The sequence below is a fragment of the Vibrio pelagius genome, from assembly GCF_024347575.1.
GTDB classification, from domain to species: domain Bacteria; phylum Pseudomonadota; class Gammaproteobacteria; order Enterobacterales; family Vibrionaceae; genus Vibrio; species Vibrio pelagius.
Genome location: NZ_AP025504.1, coordinates 396,292 through 412,637, shown reverse-complemented (window position 1 = coordinate 412,637; position 16,346 = coordinate 396,292). Strand labels below are relative to the sequence as shown.

Below are 16,346 nucleotides of genomic sequence, written 5' to 3'. Positions count from 1 at the left end.
AGTCAAATGATTAGGGATATAAGATGAATAATTGGGAGCTTATGAACTCCAATAGAGCATTGATTCAAGAAGTCTCAGAACAATGGTTAGATCTAATAAGCTCACAAAAAGTTAGTGAAGAAATGTGTCATGCTTTCTTAAGTGAACACGCGGGACTCTTCTTTTGTGATGATATAAGAACATTAATGTGCGCAAGTAAACTCAATCTTGGAGATGATCATCAAACAGACTTTGTACGTCTTATTGATGATGGAAGTAATGGATTCATCTATGAATTAATAGAGATAGAGAAGCCCACAGATAAGATTTTTACCAAGCATGGTAAAGCTTCACAGAAGCTAGCTGATGCTTTGAAGCAGATTGAAGACTGGCGTGATTGGATTACGGATAACACCCCTCAGAGCAATAGGTTGTTCCCTTCTAAAAGTGCTTTGGTTTTTCAAAAGCCTCGTTATATCTATACCATATACATAGGACGTCGTGCTGAAATGCTTGATATGGTTAAATATCGCCGCCGCTACGAGGACGCGCACAAGGTTAACATTAGAAGCTTTGATCGGTTAGCTGAAGAGTTGAGGTTTAGGATGTTCTCGAATCGTAGTTACTTGTATTCCGCAGAAGAAAATAGCCTTTCTTTAGAAGAGCTTAATGAATTAGTTAATCCTTTCAGCAAGGCTCTGAATGGGAAAAAATGGAAGCAAATCGTGGCAAGCCCAAAGTTTAATTGTTCTCATTCTTATGCATTGAATGCTTCACTACTTTTAGAACATAGGGAGAGCAATGAACTATATGAGCAGTTTAAAAGGTTAGGCTAACAAAGCATTTAAGAGTGATTCGCAACGCTTGGCAGTTTCGCTTCGCTCAAGTATAGCCAAGCGTCGCTCACACCTTAATGCGGCGTTGATATGACCCCCACTGTCAATAAGAGCGTAGAAGTTTCTGCTCCCGCATTTATAGAGCCTTTCTTGTTATTTAGGGGATAGTGTTATCACATAGATGAAGCAAGTAATGTCGTCGGTTCTCATGCTGATATACGTGGATTGCTCATCGTTTGATGAGTAGAGCCTACCTTACTTGTTCCGTCGTAGCACCTGTCTTCAGTCTATGCTCGTGGTTCAATATAGCCGAAGCTATATTGCCGTCCTAACGCCGTCGGTGTTTGTGCCACTCCCGATGCTTTATCCAATGCGATAACACTAATTCTTTCTTCATGCCGGTAAACGAGCGATTCGTGTTTTAGGATCTACGTCGCTGATGACAACTTCACGAGCAATCGCCCAGATGTAGGCGATCATCTCTCTTGCAATGGCGACAACAACGACATTTCGGTGTTTACCTTTTTGCAGTAGCCGTTGGTAACGACGACATAACCTTTGCTGGGCTTGCCAAGCAATATCGACGATCTCTTTAGGTAGTCCTTCTTGCCTTAGTTGAAGCTCTACGGAGATGTTCGCTTTGTGTTTATAGGTATGTGCGCCTTCAACGAGCAACCGTCTAGCCCGACTGTTACCACACTTTGTCAGACTGCCGCGGCGAGTTTTACCTCCACTAGAGTTTTCTGTTGGTACAAGTCCAAGGTAAGCCATAAGTTTTCTTGGATGGTCGAACCGTCGTAGGTCACCCAGTTCAGCTATTGTGCCGAGAGCTACGAGTAACCTCACTCCACGCATAGCTTGTATGGCTTTCACTACAGGATAATATCGCCAGTTTTTAACCTGATGGAGCAGTTCGTTGTCGAGTCGTTGAAGGCGTTGTATGCGTTCATTGATAGTGATGATCATCTCTTGTAAGACGATTTGTTGACTATGGTGAGGAAGAATGAGGTCGGTCAGCCACCGTAGATGCTTTTTAGACCAGTTATCATTCACCGTAGCTTGGATATTATTGCGAAGAAGAAAGCCTTTGAGTTGGAACTTTGCGTCTTTGAGATCTTTCATGGCCGTTTCTCTGGCACGTGAGAGGTCTCGAATGGCTTCATCCTCGGCTTCCGGTACATAGATGGGTGTAAGCTCTTCGGCTTTTAACAACTTCGTGAGCTTCACTGCATCTCGCTTGTCAGTTTTAACTCGATCACCAGGCTTCTTAGGTATCAACGATGGAGCGACGACATAGCAGCAGTGTCCAAGGCTCGTAATCAAGCGATAAGTCCAGTAACCACATGGCCCCGCTTCATAGACAAAGTGCAGAGTCGCTTTGGGATACTTGGATTGCAGTTGTTTGGCCAATTTAATTAGTGCAGACTTATTGGATTTAATGCGGCCTAACTGTTGTGGGTTTGCCCCTCGATGTTCTTGTAAAACAGCGACTTGAATAAATGACTTATGCGTATCTAAGCCAATGAAAATTATGCTATCTTTACTCATGCTAGCCTCCAAATTTAGTTGTTTGACGCACTAATTATGGCTCTGGCTTTTAGCTAACCCACGATATTGGAGGCTAGCACCTCGTGGGGGTCATTATGTCTATGAAACAGAGGGAACTATGGACATTAGTGAATTTGTAGGGGTGCTTAGAAATCCTAAAGCAATGGCTAGCTATGGCTCTTTCTATAGCCAAATGTTCCCAAATGGACAATTTGTTTTCTCGAAGAAAGAGAAAGCAAAAATCCGAAGCTTTTATGAATCAGTACATGCATTACCGCCAACCAAACGGTTGAATTTTAAAGCGTTAGGCGAATTGCAGACTTTAATCGATAGCCTGGATTTTGTGGAAGCAAAAAAGAAAGAACAGAAATCTAAGCGCAAACATACACGAAAACCAAAACGTAAAAAGCGAACACCACTTCAGAAACCAACGCTCAAAGAAGTCATAGAATCTAGGAAAAACTTACCAACTATAGGTCTTGGTCTTGAGCCTGTTACAGTGATACCAAAAGTTAAGTCTGAGGAAGTTGTTGTTGATTCGCATACAACGCAGACTGACTTGCATGAAAAGCATATTCTATATGCTGCTGGTTGGTCTATGAAAGAAACAGAGAGTGATGAGTCTGTTTCATAACAATCTGTTTAAGAGTGATTCCCAACGCATGGCATTTTTCATTCCATCGTTGGGTTTTGTGTTTATGGTGGTACGGTTAGGTTTCGTGGTTGCGTTGCTCACTACTTAACGCGGCTACATGGATTCCCCCGGTTGTCAAACATTCGCTAAACTTGTGTTGATGGGTTTTGGACTGCCGCTCTACATTCGGCCTACTTATCGATGATTTTATTTTCATCGTGGCCCTGATGACTTTGCGCGACTGCGGTGCCTTATTCGTTAGATGACATCGAGTGTGTCCGCCGCATTAACAGGCTCTCCGCAAGTGGTCTTAACCTATCTCCATCATTAGCGTCTGCAATGACCCGGTGGGTTTAACTCTTTTATGCTGCTTAAGCTTCTACTTATACCAATCACAGTAAATAAGTGATCAAAAATAGCGCAGGAAAAAGGCTTGAGAACAAGGCAGAATTTTTCGATAAGTAGTTATTCTACAATCAAAAATTCTAACGTAGTTATCGAGCATTTTAACAAGCTAGGGTGAGCAATTATTTACTACGATTGGTATTAAGCAGCATAGTTCTCATACTCAGTTTGGTTGTATAAAAGCGACCATATAATTCGTGCGTTCTTCGCGGCAAGTGCCACTATCGCTCGATTCATTCCTCTGCGCTCCAGAACGCCTCGACACCACTGACTTAGCTTATCTTGCTTGTCGCCAAGGTTGGCAATCACGGTCCTTGCGCCGTGAACTAATAGTGTTCGTAAGTATTTATCACCGTGTTTGGTTATCCGACCTAGCCGAGGCTTTCCTCCTGTGGAATACTGCTTTGGCACTAAGCTTAACCAAGCAGAGAAGTCGCGACTTTTATCAAATTGAGAGCCATTACCTATCGAAGCGAGTATCGCTGAACAGCTTCGCAAATAGCAACAGCGTCATTAAGGTCGTTCTTTCCCTTAGTTCGATAAGGAGTTACGTATTTAACAGCCATAATGCGGACGTCATGACCCAGTTTATTGAGTGTTCTAGCCCAATAATGTGCACCACCACACGCTTCAACGCCTATACGCATGAGTGGCATATTTGCTATTGTAGTCAATAGTTTAGAGCGTGTTACTGACTTATGAAGTATGACTTTACCATTTTGGTCTACGGCATGAAGGCTAAAGTGGTTTTTAGCTAGGTCGATACCGCAAAAATAAGAATAATCAGACATGGTGCCTCTGATGCATTTAAGTACCACATAAGTGTGGCAGATCCTCGGTAGGGGGAATCCATGTCATTCGTTAGTTCCCCTGAGGAAGCAATCAATCCGCAGGGAATTTTTGTTTCTGGTGTAGTACACGCATAACTCGGATGATATCGCCCTCAATCCAGTAAGAGACAATCATCGAAATCTCAGGAATGATGAGCAATCGTCCGCGGATGCTATCTCGTTGTACACCCATTAAAGATTGTTCAAGCAAGTTTTCTACTTTTGCTTCAATGAGGTTGTCTGTTTTTTCTGCAGCATCAGGGTTGAAGTCATAGAGAAACTCAAAGATCTTTTCACGATCATTAAGTGACTCTTCTTCCCATAAAATCATTGCTTACCTCGATTACGGATTCTGGCTTTGCGCTCTTCCATTCGAGACTTAGCCGTTTGGTGCTCAACGAAAACGGATTTTCCAGAGTCAAACTTCTCAAATGCTAGGTTTACTTGTTCAGTTAGCCATGCATCGTGAGATAATGTTTTTCTTTGTTGTTCAGCGAGTTGCTCAGTAAGTTCACGACAAGCATCACTTAGAGTTCGGCCTTGGCTCTCAGCCATTTGTTGAGCTAGGCGTTTTGTTTCTTCATCAACACGAAATTGAATTCTAGTGTCCATGATATATTCCTTTGTTGGTGTGTGTACAAATGTTAGCACTAGGCTTTGAGATGGGCAACTAACAAGCATTTAAGAGGGATTCACAACGCTTGACATTTTTGCTTCTACTTCAAATTTAGTCATTATAGAACAATGCGTTAGGTGTGGTTTAATGGTGTCTTTCATTTTTGCGATGAAGGCAGCAATGGTGGTGAAGTGTGGTCTTACATCGCCAGACAGACACATGAAGGTGATATTGTTGATGCAGGCTCTTTCAATACGTCGACTTGATAACATACCAAGAGAATAGGCGTAAAAGATAATCTTGAGCATGATGAAATGTCGGTAGGATCAGAATTGAGAACGGGTAAGGGAGAAACCCTACAGGCTCGTTAGTTTACCAATCAAGATCATCACCCTAAATCCAGGGTGAAAGCTTGATTATATGTGGTTCTCAGGAAGCTGTGAACGACCGAGTGTGGCTACAACTAAAATGAAGCCATCTTCTTTTGTAAAGTAAGCGGTATGTTTGCCTACAGGGAAATATACCGCTTAGGTATATTTCATCACAACGGCGACCAACCGCTGGATTATCAGCAAGCATCTGAAAACCAGTCAGTAACGTATCTTTATAGCTTCGCCACTGCATCTCAGAGAAATTGTTAACTGTGTAGCTTTTAATTTTCCGTAAATGAGTCTGAGCTAATTTACTCAGTTTGTATTTGTTCTTTTGCATATCGGGTTATAAGGCGTTTAAAAAGTCTTCACCATCAACCACTTCACCTTGTGCTAAGTCTTGTTTTGCGGACTCGAAGCAATGTCTAAGATAATCGGCTTTCATTGCTTCTAGTTCTTCATAGTCCTTGGTAGACATTACAACTACGGCATCTTTACTGTTCTTGCTAATCTTCACAGGCTCACGTTGGGCGCTTAGGAGTAGCTCACCAAAATTACGTTTGGCATCATTTGCTGTTAATGTATGCATGATCAATCTCCAAATCTGGAATTACAGTAAGCTTATAGCTGGTCGCATGAAATGGTCAATCTGATTAAATCGTGCGATTTGTGTGAAAGGTAAACATAAAAGGATCGTTTATGTTTAGAGTTATCTACGAGTGGCGAGTTCCACTTGATAAAATGGAAGAGTTTCAAAGTGTGTGGCGCTCTGCGACTGAGTCAATTCACGAATCGACAGAAGGTGCGCTCGGTAGCTTCATGCTTCAATCATCCGACACGCCAGAAAAGGTATTAACCATTGCAAAGTGGAGAAGCCGAACAGGTTGGGAGCTGTTTTGGGGAAACCGAAACCCAGAAAAAATGCAAAAGATGCGTGATATCGCTGAACGTGTTTCAGTGGAAGCGTTCAATGAAATTGAAGACAGAACCAAATAGCCTAACCAAAACTCACCTATTGCGTGTTCATATTTTGATGAAGGAAACCTGATGGAAATCTGGAAGTTACTGCTTTTTATTCCCGCGTGCTTTGCTCTGAATATGACGCCTGGCCCGAATAATTTGTTGTCGATGAATAATGCGCGTTGTTATGGCTTTAAGTCTGCCTTTATTGCTGGTCTTGGTCGAATTGCGGCGTTTGCGGTCATGATTGCACTTGCTGCATCCGGATTAGCAGTCGTTCTGTATGCATCTCAAACGCTGTTTCTCACCATTAAAGTTGCAGGCGCTGCATACTTGTTGTGGATAGCGTTTAATCTCTGGCGTTCTGAAGCAAGCCCTATATTAGAAATCGATACTGTTCAAAGCCGTTTAGGTTTAGCCAAACAAGAGTTTTTACTGGCAGCAGGTAACCCTAAAGCGATTCTTATCTTTACTGCATTTCTTCCTCAGTTTGTCGATGTGTCGGCCAATGTAAACGAGCAGTTTTTGATTCTTGGGCTTATATTCCTAGTCTTGGAATTAGGCGCAATATCACTTTACGCCATATTCGGTATCTATCTGAGACAGTGGTTCACTAAACCGCAAATGGCCAAACGATTTAACAAGGCATGTGCTTCTTTTTTGGCACTGTCGGGAGCAAATCTGTTAATCAGTCGTCAATAATCTATCCGTTATTCACAAGGAGTTTGAAATGAAAAAGACATTTAAGAATGTAAGTTCTGAATCAGGCGAAATCACGGTTCAATTCAACCAAGCTAAACTGAGCTTTCATGTTGAGTCTGGTGCTGAATTCACGCTGGAATCAAGCGAACGAACTGATGTGGTATTTTCTTCGACTAGTCCAGATGTAAATCTCGTCATCGAACCCGTGTGATTTAGGTTTAACCTGTGTGATTTACGTTCAAAGAGCTAAACCTGCTAGGAAGAAGTCCAATGAATATTACAGAGTTTTCTAACTTGGTGGGTTTGTCTGCTCGTGCATTATGCTGCTACGAAGTTCAAATTCTCATGTTTTAGGGGTGGACGTTATGTGTAAGATTTGGTTAATACCCCTTACGTAAACAAAGGCAATATTTATAATAAGTGTCTCTAATATATACATATTTGAGATATTTATGATTAAGCCTTTTTGTATTATTTCTATTGCAGCATTACTGACTGGTTGTGCTGGTTCTCCCACGTATCAACAGCCTGTACCTAAAAAATTTAGCTATCCTCCTTTAGAAAGAGAGGTCACTGTTTCTTTGGGAGAGCATCTGTTACGTCAAGGGTTAAGTAGTGAAGTAAGAGCTATCGATGTATATAACGAGGCTTCAGTTTCATTGGCTACATTAATGCCAAACAAATACATCCAAACAGGATATGTTGGAAATTCGATGGATAGGGCTATTTTTCAGCCAGAAGATAAAGAAAGCGCGTTTTCAGGCGCTTTTTCTGAGGCTATGCTAGTTGTAAATGAGAAAGCAAAACTTGCTTGTCTATATGAACCAAGTATGGGTTTGATGTTAGAGGCTACCGATTGCAGTGACCTTGATAACGTGACATCGAAAGCGCGTATTTACGATAAAACGATCTATGATTCCAGTGCCTTGCAACAAACCTTAATTTATACGGGTAAAATAGGTGATCGTATACGTTTTACCTATCGTGAATTTAGTGGCAACACGGTAAGAATGCCTTTCACAACGGATGTTGAGTACGATCTAAATGAAAGCAACGTTATAAGCTATCAAGGCGCCACTATTGAGGTATTAGAAGCAAACAACCGCAGTATTACGTATAGAGTTATCAATAATTTCAGAAATTACGACTAGTACGCATATAAAAGCATCAAGTTGTATCAGCTGTTCTACTTCTTTACGTCCTCGTTGGGCTTAGTGTTAATTGCACAGAAAGGTGGCTTCAGTGAGGTTGTTGCCTTGTTTCCCTATGCGAGGATTATCATATTTGTCATAGATCGCGTTCAATCTCTGGCATTATGAGACAAGCCCGATATCTAAATTCACGCTGGAATCAAGCGAAGGAGTTGAAGTCGCGTTTTCTTCGACTAGTCAAGATGTAAACCTCGTTATAGAACCAGTCTGATTGACGTTTAAAGAGTTAAGCCTGCTATGAAGAAGTACAAAGAGTTTTTAGGACTTCTTCATAGCAGGCTTCTCTACTCATACGTTACCCCCCAAAAAAACATCGTGATCTTGCGGCATTAATTGCTTCGAGTCATCTAGTCCCCCCTTAACTAAACGTTCATTTTGATCCTGAATTGAGTAGCGTATTTGGTTTTAAGACGACAATGTTTCTAAGATAACGAATAAATTCAAAGAAATATGTTGTAAAACAACGTGCATATATAAAACTGCTTTAAGCTATTTGTTTCATATTTATGTTATTACACTTTAAATGCAGTTTAAATTACGATAAGTGAGATTGAATTTACATGCACTTACTAATGCTTACACTAATTAAGTTAAAATTTTGTATCATTTTTAACTCAAGTTTTTAGTACTTATCGTTTTTACAGCCATTTATCTACTTAATTATAAAAATCTATGAATACACTCTACGAATTGACAGACGTTGAATTTGAATCGTTTTCAAATACTCTTGAATGGCATAAATTAAGAAGTGCTAGAGCGCAGAGAGAATTTGAGACTTTCGCAGTTAATTATGGTTTTTCTTTTCCAGATTCATATGAATACAAGAACCAAAATACACAAGTAAAACTAGTTTGTATAAATGGTCACATTGTTATTAAAACTCCAAACTCATTTAGAGTAAATTTTTCATGCAATGAGTGTAAGAAATTAGAAGTATATAAGAATATAGATCGCGAAGTCAGAGTTGTTAAAAACTCAGTAAGAAAATCAGATCTTATTAAAAAGTATTCAGGTAAAGAAGCAACACTTAAAAACTTAATATCAAGAAAAGGAGGTATGATACTGAAAATAAGTTCAGGTGATAAATAAAACTCTAATTATTAGTTTTTAATTTGCTATAGATATTGTTTTACGGATTAATAAAAATAAAAACGGAAAGAAAGTAATATTATAATGTATAATAATTTAGTAGAGGGAGTTATATGAACAATGATTTTAGGGGAGAGGTAAAAGAAATATTTGCTTTCGTCTATGAACACAGTGATGGAAATGAAAGTGTGATATCCATTAGGCGTTTCAATGTTGAGCACCCTTTGTTGGGAACTAGTATAGATTGGGTTAAAAATTTAGTACCTGTTGCGCTTGAAGTTGAAAGGATTCAGGGGATTAAAGCCAAGTTAGTTAAGTTTGATGCTAGAAAAGAGCTGGATATAAAAGACTATTTATGAATCTTTTCTACGGTTTCTCTTAATTACAAGTTATCTAATTACAAGGCAAGATCTGCTTAAGATAACTAACAACATTGCAATTTAAAATATACATCAATAGTTCAAGTGCTTACATGCAATTACCTTTATTTACTTATTGGATAGATTATCCTAAATGTATAGATGATAAAATATATAAAAACAAATATAAGATCAAATATGAAAAGTATAGCCTTATTATTTTCTGTAGCTCTTTGTGGTAGCGCCGTTATTGGTAGTATTTATAAAGATGAATTTTACCAAATCTATCTAAATGCAATGGTTAAAAAAAATCTAATGGTTGAAAGTGGTCAAGTTTCTTTTTGTGGGTCTAAGAAATTTGAATATGAAAGTGTTGATCAATTAATTGAGCGTACTGAAAAACTATTAATAAAAATAGAACAGCAAGACATTAACAAATATGATCTAATAGATAGGCTTGAAAAATTGAGTGGTAAGTTGACAAAAAAGGATGAACTTATTCTAATTGAACAGGCGAAACATAGGTATCGTTTTGCTGAGTGCGTAACTGGTGAAGATTACAACCAAGAGCTAAGAAAATACAAGCTTTCACTTAAAGAGTACATTAAATAGCATTAACTTTAAATTAAAACAAATCGTGCTATAAAAATAACATAGTAAAATAAGAAACTATAGTTTCTTATGAATATCATAGTAAATGAGATAATTATTAACAACACAACATAATGAGATATTAATATAATGAAGAAAAATGAAACAGAGAAAAAGTCCAACTGGCCGTTTTGGAGTTTTGGAGAGCTAGAAGATAGAAAAGAAACTTGTACATCAATAAAGAAAAATTGGACTTATGGGATTGCCAGAAAAATCAATTTCGGTAGAGATTCTAATAGTAGGTCTAGTTGGCTATTCTGGGACTAAAATAAAATTTTTTTGATGTGCTTACATTAGCTATGTCTGATGGGTTGGAGTATAAATAATAAGATTAAGGTCAATATAGTGCTCATGGATGAGTGCTTGTAATTAATATATGGTGCAATCGTTGTTGTAAATTTAACGAAAGGCGATAAAAGGGTAGAATTCAGTAGGCCGTCTTTCTTTTGAGGGTTATATGTTAAAAGATCTAATTCGTCCGTATCAAGGTAAGATCAAAACTAGATATCATGTAATAGTATTTCTCTGTGGAATCGGTCAGTTTGTAGGTTTTGGTGGCGCTATTCTTTGTGCTTTTGTGTTCCTTAAACTGTGGTTATTGTTACCACTTTTAATTCTTGGAGGAATATGTTACTCCGTAGATTATTGGTTTAATACTGTTTACGGTATCGGATCAGAAACAGAAATCTCATATGATGACAACACTTGAAAAATTCATAGTGACTCTATCTCACGTAGTGGAGCTAGATACACTCTAGTTCCCGTGAGGACTTAATATAAATTATTAATAATTTCAGTTAGTTAGAGTGGAAAATCACTAAAATATCTATAGATCGTCAAAAACCTAACACGGTATTATGACGCTCTTTTTGATTCTGATTCAATGAATATATAGACTTACAAAATGCTTACATTAGTTTCATAATGTGCACATATAATTCAGTTACTTTCTATAAAGGGAACTGACAATGAGGCTTAAAATTTTATCACTTACTTTGATTTCTACCTGCACAATCGCGTCAGAAATAGAAGAACTTTCCAATATTTCTACAGAACAAAGTGAAACTATCTTAGTAACATCAAAGTTTCACGGATATAAATTAGATGATAATAGCAAGTTTAGATATGTGAATAGCGTTGATTTAGACGGGCTAGACTGGGCTTTTTGGTACGGTGAAAACCGTTCTCACTCAAAGCCGAACTCTAATTTAATCAGTGATGTTAAAACGTTCGGTGAGTTTAAATTTCATCATCAAAAGCCTGCTAGCGGAAATGAGTATTTTTGGAGCAATGGTAGCTACAGAGATTTTCTGGACCAATCAAATCATGCAATCAGCGTTAAGCCTGGAGGTGGTTTTGAGTTCATCGTAAAACCCGGCAAGACAGGAAAATTCAAGCTAGATCTATATACACATAACTGGCTTGCTATGTCAGAGTTCACCGCATGTTTAAAAAATGATTGTGTGACAATTACAAATTATTACCCATCACATATATCAACGACAAAGAATAGCGTTGAGTTCTCAACTGAGACGGCAACAGACGAGTTAACAATTACATATAAAGCGAAAAACGATCAATTTAGCTGGAAAAATGACGATCCATATCATGCGCTTGAAGCAATCAACCTAAGTGAGGTGAACTAATGAAAAAGCTATTAATTGCAACGGCGGTCTTAGCCTCACTTTCTGTAAACGCTGGTTTGACGAGATTTGATCGTTCAGTTCAACAGCACAAAGAATTTGCATTACAATCAAAGTTTGATTTTGCGTGCCACATGAATGCAGGTTCAGCAACGCTAATTGATCCGTTTTGGGTAGTCACTGCAAGCCATGTAAGCGGTTCTAAGTCTGATGGATATCAAAACACGGTTACTTGTTATTCATATGAGAAAGATGAAAAGGGTGTTTATCAGCAGATAAAGCGGAAGGTAGCCAGCACTGATCCGGCTGGTCAATTTGGAGAATACAATTTCCCATATAAAAATGATCGCGGTTTTGGTGATTTCGCTCTTGTTCGACTAGATACGCCAATCACAGATATTAAGCCAGCAAAGCTGCCTAAAGAGGGGATGTTTGATTACTCGAAAGTTTACGAGGTTAATCAAATCGGTTACGGCAATTACAACCACAGAAACGGTGGAACTAAACAGGTGATGCACAGTGAATATGAGGACCGTTGGCTTGCTGAATATTCATATGATTTCAATACATTAGAAAAGACTAACTTAAATTGGCTTTCAATTCATGGTGATTCAGGTTCAGGTATCACGATTGAAAGAGACGGTGAACTATACTTAATCGGTGAGATTGGTTTGCAGTATGGTACTAGTGAAATCGGTGGCTGGACTGACACATTTGATGATGTGATAGCGCGCCTACCATTCATTCACAAGACAATGAAAGAGCATGGCTTTAGCTATGTAGAGCCAATTGATTTTGATGTGGTTAAATGGACGCCGGAAACACAAAACGATATTGATAACTTACATGCGTTTTATTCTTACTGGCGCGCTGGCAACGTCGATTTCAACGAAACAAAATGGCTAAGTGACGGAAGCATTCAAAGTGTATTTTATGCTGTAGAGGGCGACAGCTATACAATTGAAACAGTAATAGAAAGAGGGCAAAAGCCTTTTGATGTGTTTATCGATGGCCGCCAGGTTGCGCACAATATAGATGCAACGGATCAAGATTTAAAACTTACTTTAAACCAATTTAAAGCTAAAGGCGACTTAGTGAAAGTCGAGTTTAGATTGATTGAGCCGAGTGAAAATTTAACTATAGATCATTTTTTGGTTAAAACGGTGGAACAGTAATATATTGATGTTAGCCCTAGCTGTATTAGTTCCGACTAGATCTGACACTTCAATTTGAAAAGAAGAGAGTTACCCACTTTGATTAAAGGTGCTTAATCACTAATCAAAGACAATAAGAGGTAACTCTCATGCTTCATACTAGCAATCCAATCATCAAACACAAAGCTGGCCTTCTCAATCTTGCAGAAGAACTCGGCAATGTATCAAAAGCCTGCAAGGTCATGGGCGTATCAAGAGATACTTTCTATCGTTATCAAGAGTTAGTCGAAACTGGGGGTATTGATGCTCTGATTAACCAAAGTCGAAGAACACCAAACCTGAAGAATCGAGTCGATAGCGAAACTGAGCAAGCCGTTCTCAAATACGCCATAGACTTTCCAGCTCATGGGCAAGTTCGAACAAGCAATGAGCTACGTAAACTGGGCGTGTTTATCTCTCCAAGTGGTGTGCGTTCAATCTGGCTTCGTAATGACTTAGAAAACTTCAAAAAACGCCTTAGTGCGTTAGAAAAACAGGTCGCTGAGAACGGTATCATCCTAACAGACGAGCAAGTTGCTGCCCTTGAGCGCAAGAAGCACGACGACGAAGCTTGTGGTGAGATAGAAACCGCGCACCCAGGTTATCTCGGCTCTCAAGACACGTTTTATGTTGGTAACCTTAAAGGTGTTGGACGCATCTATCAGCAGACGTTCGTTGATACCTACAGCAAAGTCGCCTTCGCCAAGCTCTACACGACCAAAACACCAATCACCGCGGCGGACATGTTGAATGACAAGGTTCTACCGTTCTTCGAGGCTCATGAGCTGCCAATGCTGCGAATCTTAACTGACCGAGGCACTGAATACTGCGGTCGTGTTGAACAACATGATTACCAGCTCTATCTAGCCATTAATGATATCGACCACACTAAAACTAAAGCGATGTCGCCACAGACAAATGGTATCTGCGAACGCTTTCACAAGACCATATTGAATGAGTTCTACCAAGTGACATTCAGAAAGAAACTGTATGGCTCAATGGAAGAGTTACAGAAAGATCTGGACGAATGGATGGACTACTACAACAATCATCGTACTCATCAAGGAAAAATGTGCTGCGGCAGAACACCGATAGAAACATTAGAGGATGGGAAATCAATCTGGGCTGAAAAGAATCTAGCCCAGATATAACCTGACAGGCACCGAGTCGAAGAGTGGGTAACTGTCAGATCAGGTCTGAATTAGTACACCCTAGCCTTATGGCCGGGGCTTTTTATTATAATTTGAATAACTTCTTTCGATTACATCCCGTACATTGTAAGCGTATTGATGCAGTGTTAAAAAAACGCTGTAGTCTAGTTCTTCTAATTCTTTTGAATATTGTTACTTTCTCGCAACGAGAACAACTTTTTAATTGAGGCATGATAATATTTATAGTTTTAATGAACGAGCAATCACTGTCAAATGATTCCAATAGGAAGAAAACCTAGGTAATACAAACAAATAGGGATAACGTGTCCAATCATTATTTATAGTCTATCGGTTTCTTCAATTGGTTAGTGCGCCCCTCTCGTAAGTCTAAAGCATAATAGTTGAGTAGGGACGCGTAATCACTAGAAGTGATATTGCATTATTTGAGTTGGCATATTGTTGCGTCGTTTTTTACAACTTTTCGCGTCAAGCAATGATGTCAGCTCTTTGTATTTTTGGGTATTCTTCACCGCGTTAAGTAATACTAGGTTCTGCGACCTGTAAGCGGATAGTAGAGCTTGTTCATATTCAACATTGTTATCACCATCATGATAATAAGCTGCGACAATGCAAGCTCGAACATTCGAATCACTTACATTTAGTTCTAGCAAACGTGCAAGCGCTAAAAGAGTATCTAATGTCATTACCAACCTACCGCCACACCTGCACCTACAATCGGCTGCCAATTGTTAGCATTACCAGCAATCGAAGCTTTAATAGTAACGTTTTCTGTCACGTTGTAGTTGCCACCAACTGAAACAGCGGACTCTGAATTGTAATAACCAACGCCAGCACCCATTGAGAAATCAGTACCAGTAACTAGAGGAATGTTGTTCATCGCAGCAATTGCAGCAAATGCTTGGTTAGTTTGTGTTGCTTGGCGCTCAAAGTCACTACGTAAATCTGCGATATCAGCGCTGTTTTTAGCGATTGCCTTATCTTGAGTTTGATTCTTTTGAACGTGGTAAGCCGAATGTTGATTAATTAGGTTATGGTTATTGTTCACTGAATCAACAATGTTACCCTTTGATAGTTTAGCAAGTTTAGTTTGAATCTGTTCATCGGTTTGTTTATCACCCACTAGTGCATGAGACATTTGATCTAAGTCTTCACTGTTGTCAGTAACCTGGCTGTGAATTTTAGCGATAGCAGTCGTGTTTTTGTTTATAGTTGCTGTGTTCTCCTGGATATCAACATAGTTTGTAGTTACGCCTTTGCTTAGTTCATTAAGGTCATTCTTTAGCTTTGAAACATCTGTGGTATTTCTTGTTGATGATACGGCAATGTTTTGAATCTCAGTATTATGTGCTTGAACTTTTGTATCAATAGTAAAAGCAGTAGAACGTAATTCAGCCATACTATCGTTGTGGTAGCTTTCAAGTTTAGTGATGCGTTGGTCATGTTTCTTTAGCTTGGTTTTATTGTTTGCAGCTGCGAGGCGGTTATCTCCGATCTCTAGATACTGTTTTGCGTCGTGCTTTGAGTTGACTTTGAAATCAACAGATTTAATAACTTCATCTTTCTTTACGTAGTTCTTGTAAACATATTCCCCAACTTTATTAAGTTTTGTGTTGGTTGCATCAATCTGTTTTTGCTGGTTAGTGTTAATTTCAGTGTTTCGGTTGGCTTTGTATAGGGACTCATTTGCTTTACTGTCAGCAGTAGTTGCAATGATGTTGTTATTATCAGCTTTGATAATTGCCTCACTTGCTAAATTGATAGCACGGTCAGAACGTTTGTGAGCAGACACAGCTGTTTTCGAAAGATCAATAAGGCTTTGGCGGTTACTTGACGTTGCTTTTAAGTTCGCGTGGATTCTTAGATCTTGCTGTTGGTTTTGGTCGTGAACTTGGCTTACAACAGACGCAATTGCTTTCTTGTTTTTCAGCGCGATACCGCCAACATGATCTACGTTATTTTTGACCCCACTAATACGCTTGTCATTTTCTAGTGTCTTAATTTGAGCCGCTATAGCTGTATTAGTTGCATATTCAATTCGTTTGTTGGTTTCGAAGTCTACGGCAGCAAGTGAAGATGTTGAGATGGATGTGATTGCTAGGGATAGAATAGTTTTTTTCATTTTTTGTAATACTCTGTTAATTAAATAT

General features: G+C 39.0%; 18 protein-coding genes and 3 pseudogenes. 12 read left to right on the top strand and 9 right to left on the bottom strand.

Features of this window, described 5'->3' with window-relative positions; all coding sequences use genetic code 11:
- Positions 1–23 precede the first annotated feature (23 nt).
- Positions 24–815, top strand: a complete 792-nt coding sequence (locus vsple_RS16050) for a DUF4263 domain-containing protein (protein ID WP_261883836.1) — start codon at positions 24–26, stop codon at positions 813–815.
- Between the two features lie 393 nt (positions 816–1,208).
- On the opposite strand, the gene vsple_RS16045 is transcribed toward vsple_RS16050, so the two are convergent.
- The gene (locus vsple_RS16045; protein ID WP_261881728.1) at positions 1,209–2,363 is read right to left on the bottom strand and encodes an IS110 family RNA-guided transposase; all 1,155 of its coding nucleotides are present in this window, start codon (positions 2,361–2,363) and stop codon (positions 1,209–1,211) included.
- Between the two features lie 118 nt (positions 2,364–2,481).
- Here vsple_RS16045 and vsple_RS16040 point away from each other — a divergent pair, with 118 nt between their 5' ends.
- Positions 2,482–2,997 (top strand): hypothetical protein, encoded by a 516-nt coding sequence (locus vsple_RS16040; RefSeq protein WP_261883835.1) that lies wholly within the window; start codon positions 2,482–2,484, stop codon positions 2,995–2,997.
- Between the two features lie 546 nt (positions 2,998–3,543).
- Here vsple_RS16040 and vsple_RS16035 read toward each other — a convergent pair.
- The 6 genes and pseudogenes from vsple_RS16035 to vsple_RS16010 all read right to left on the bottom strand — a co-directional run bounded on the left by vsple_RS16035 (position 3,544) and on the right by vsple_RS16010 (position 5,808).
- Positions 3,544–4,193 (bottom strand): annotated as a pseudogene (locus tag vsple_RS16035) (transposase).
- 91 nt (positions 4,194–4,284) lie between these two features.
- Positions 4,285–4,563, bottom strand: coding sequence for a type II toxin-antitoxin system RelE/ParE family toxin (locus vsple_RS16030; RefSeq protein WP_261883834.1), 279 nt, complete (start codon positions 4,561–4,563; stop codon positions 4,285–4,287).
- Positions 4,560–4,844 carry a type II toxin-antitoxin system TacA family antitoxin gene (locus vsple_RS16025; protein WP_005398409.1) on the bottom strand — a complete coding sequence of 95 codons (285 nt, stop codon included), beginning with the start codon at positions 4,842–4,844 and terminating at the stop codon, positions 4,560–4,562. Before vsple_RS16025 ends, vsple_RS16030 begins: the two co-directional genes overlap by 4 nt.
- A gap of 135 nt (positions 4,845–4,979) precedes the next feature.
- Positions 4,980–5,174: pseudogene (locus vsple_RS16020) on the bottom strand (transposase); the annotation flags it as partial.
- Between the two features lie 90 nt (positions 5,175–5,264).
- A pseudogene (locus tag vsple_RS16015) lies at positions 5,265–5,559 on the bottom strand (type II toxin-antitoxin system RelE/ParE family toxin).
- Between the two features lie 6 nt (positions 5,560–5,565).
- Entirely contained in the window at positions 5,566–5,808 is a 243-nt protein-coding gene (locus vsple_RS16010; protein ID WP_261883832.1) for a type II toxin-antitoxin system Phd/YefM family antitoxin, read from the bottom strand.
- Between the two features lie 110 nt (positions 5,809–5,918).
- Between vsple_RS16010 and vsple_RS16005 the strand changes: the two genes are divergently transcribed.
- The 10 genes from vsple_RS16005 (at position 5,919) to vsple_RS15960 (ending at position 14,178) form a co-directional block, all read left to right on the top strand.
- Positions 5,919–6,215: an antibiotic biosynthesis monooxygenase family protein gene (locus tag vsple_RS16005; protein WP_261883831.1), complete on the top strand. Its 297-nt coding sequence runs from the start codon at positions 5,919–5,921 to the stop codon at positions 6,213–6,215.
- A 51-nt stretch (positions 6,216–6,266) separates the two neighbouring features.
- Positions 6,267–6,881: a LysE family translocator gene (locus vsple_RS16000; protein WP_261883830.1), complete on the top strand. Its 615-nt coding sequence runs from the start codon at positions 6,267–6,269 to the stop codon at positions 6,879–6,881.
- A 28-nt stretch (positions 6,882–6,909) separates the two neighbouring features.
- Positions 6,910–7,092, top strand: coding sequence for a hypothetical protein (locus vsple_RS15995; protein WP_261883829.1), 183 nt, complete (start codon positions 6,910–6,912; stop codon positions 7,090–7,092).
- A gap of 241 nt (positions 7,093–7,333) precedes the next feature.
- Positions 7,334–8,032, top strand: coding sequence for a hypothetical protein (locus vsple_RS15990; protein ID WP_261883828.1), 699 nt, complete (start codon positions 7,334–7,336; stop codon positions 8,030–8,032).
- A gap of 732 nt (positions 8,033–8,764) precedes the next feature.
- Positions 8,765–9,181, top strand: coding sequence for a hypothetical protein (locus vsple_RS15985; RefSeq protein ID WP_261883827.1), 417 nt, complete (start codon positions 8,765–8,767; stop codon positions 9,179–9,181).
- Positions 9,182–9,294: 113 nt separating this feature from the next.
- Positions 9,295–9,540 (top strand): hypothetical protein, encoded by a 246-nt coding sequence (locus tag vsple_RS15980; protein ID WP_261883826.1) that lies wholly within the window; start codon positions 9,295–9,297, stop codon positions 9,538–9,540.
- A 198-nt stretch (positions 9,541–9,738) separates the two neighbouring features.
- Positions 9,739–10,152 (top strand): hypothetical protein, encoded by a 414-nt coding sequence (locus vsple_RS15975; protein ID WP_261883825.1) that lies wholly within the window; start codon positions 9,739–9,741, stop codon positions 10,150–10,152.
- A 1,007-nt stretch (positions 10,153–11,159) separates the two neighbouring features.
- Positions 11,160–11,837 (top strand): hypothetical protein, encoded by a 678-nt coding sequence (locus vsple_RS15970; protein ID WP_261883824.1) that lies wholly within the window; start codon positions 11,160–11,162, stop codon positions 11,835–11,837.
- On the top strand, positions 11,837–13,009 hold the full coding sequence (locus vsple_RS15965) for a trypsin-like serine peptidase (protein WP_261883823.1): 1,173 nt from the start codon (positions 11,837–11,839) through the stop codon (positions 13,007–13,009). Before vsple_RS15970 ends, vsple_RS15965 begins: the two co-directional genes overlap by 1 nt.
- 128 nt (positions 13,010–13,137) lie before the next feature.
- Positions 13,138–14,178, top strand: coding sequence for an IS481 family transposase (locus vsple_RS15960; protein ID WP_261883822.1), 1,041 nt, complete (start codon positions 13,138–13,140; stop codon positions 14,176–14,178).
- 422 nt (positions 14,179–14,600) lie between these two features.
- Here the strand turns inward: vsple_RS15960 and vsple_RS15955 are convergent, their stop codons facing one another.
- Both vsple_RS15955 and vsple_RS15950 read right to left on the bottom strand, forming a co-directional pair.
- Entirely contained in the window at positions 14,601–14,882 is a 282-nt protein-coding gene (locus vsple_RS15955; protein ID WP_255232624.1) for a hypothetical protein, read from the bottom strand.
- Complete coding sequence (locus tag vsple_RS15950) at positions 14,882–16,318, bottom strand: YadA C-terminal domain-containing protein (protein WP_261883821.1); 1,437 nt, start codon at positions 16,316–16,318, stop codon at positions 14,882–14,884. Before vsple_RS15950 ends, vsple_RS15955 begins: the two co-directional genes overlap by 1 nt.
- Positions 16,319–16,346: the final 28 nt, after the last annotated feature.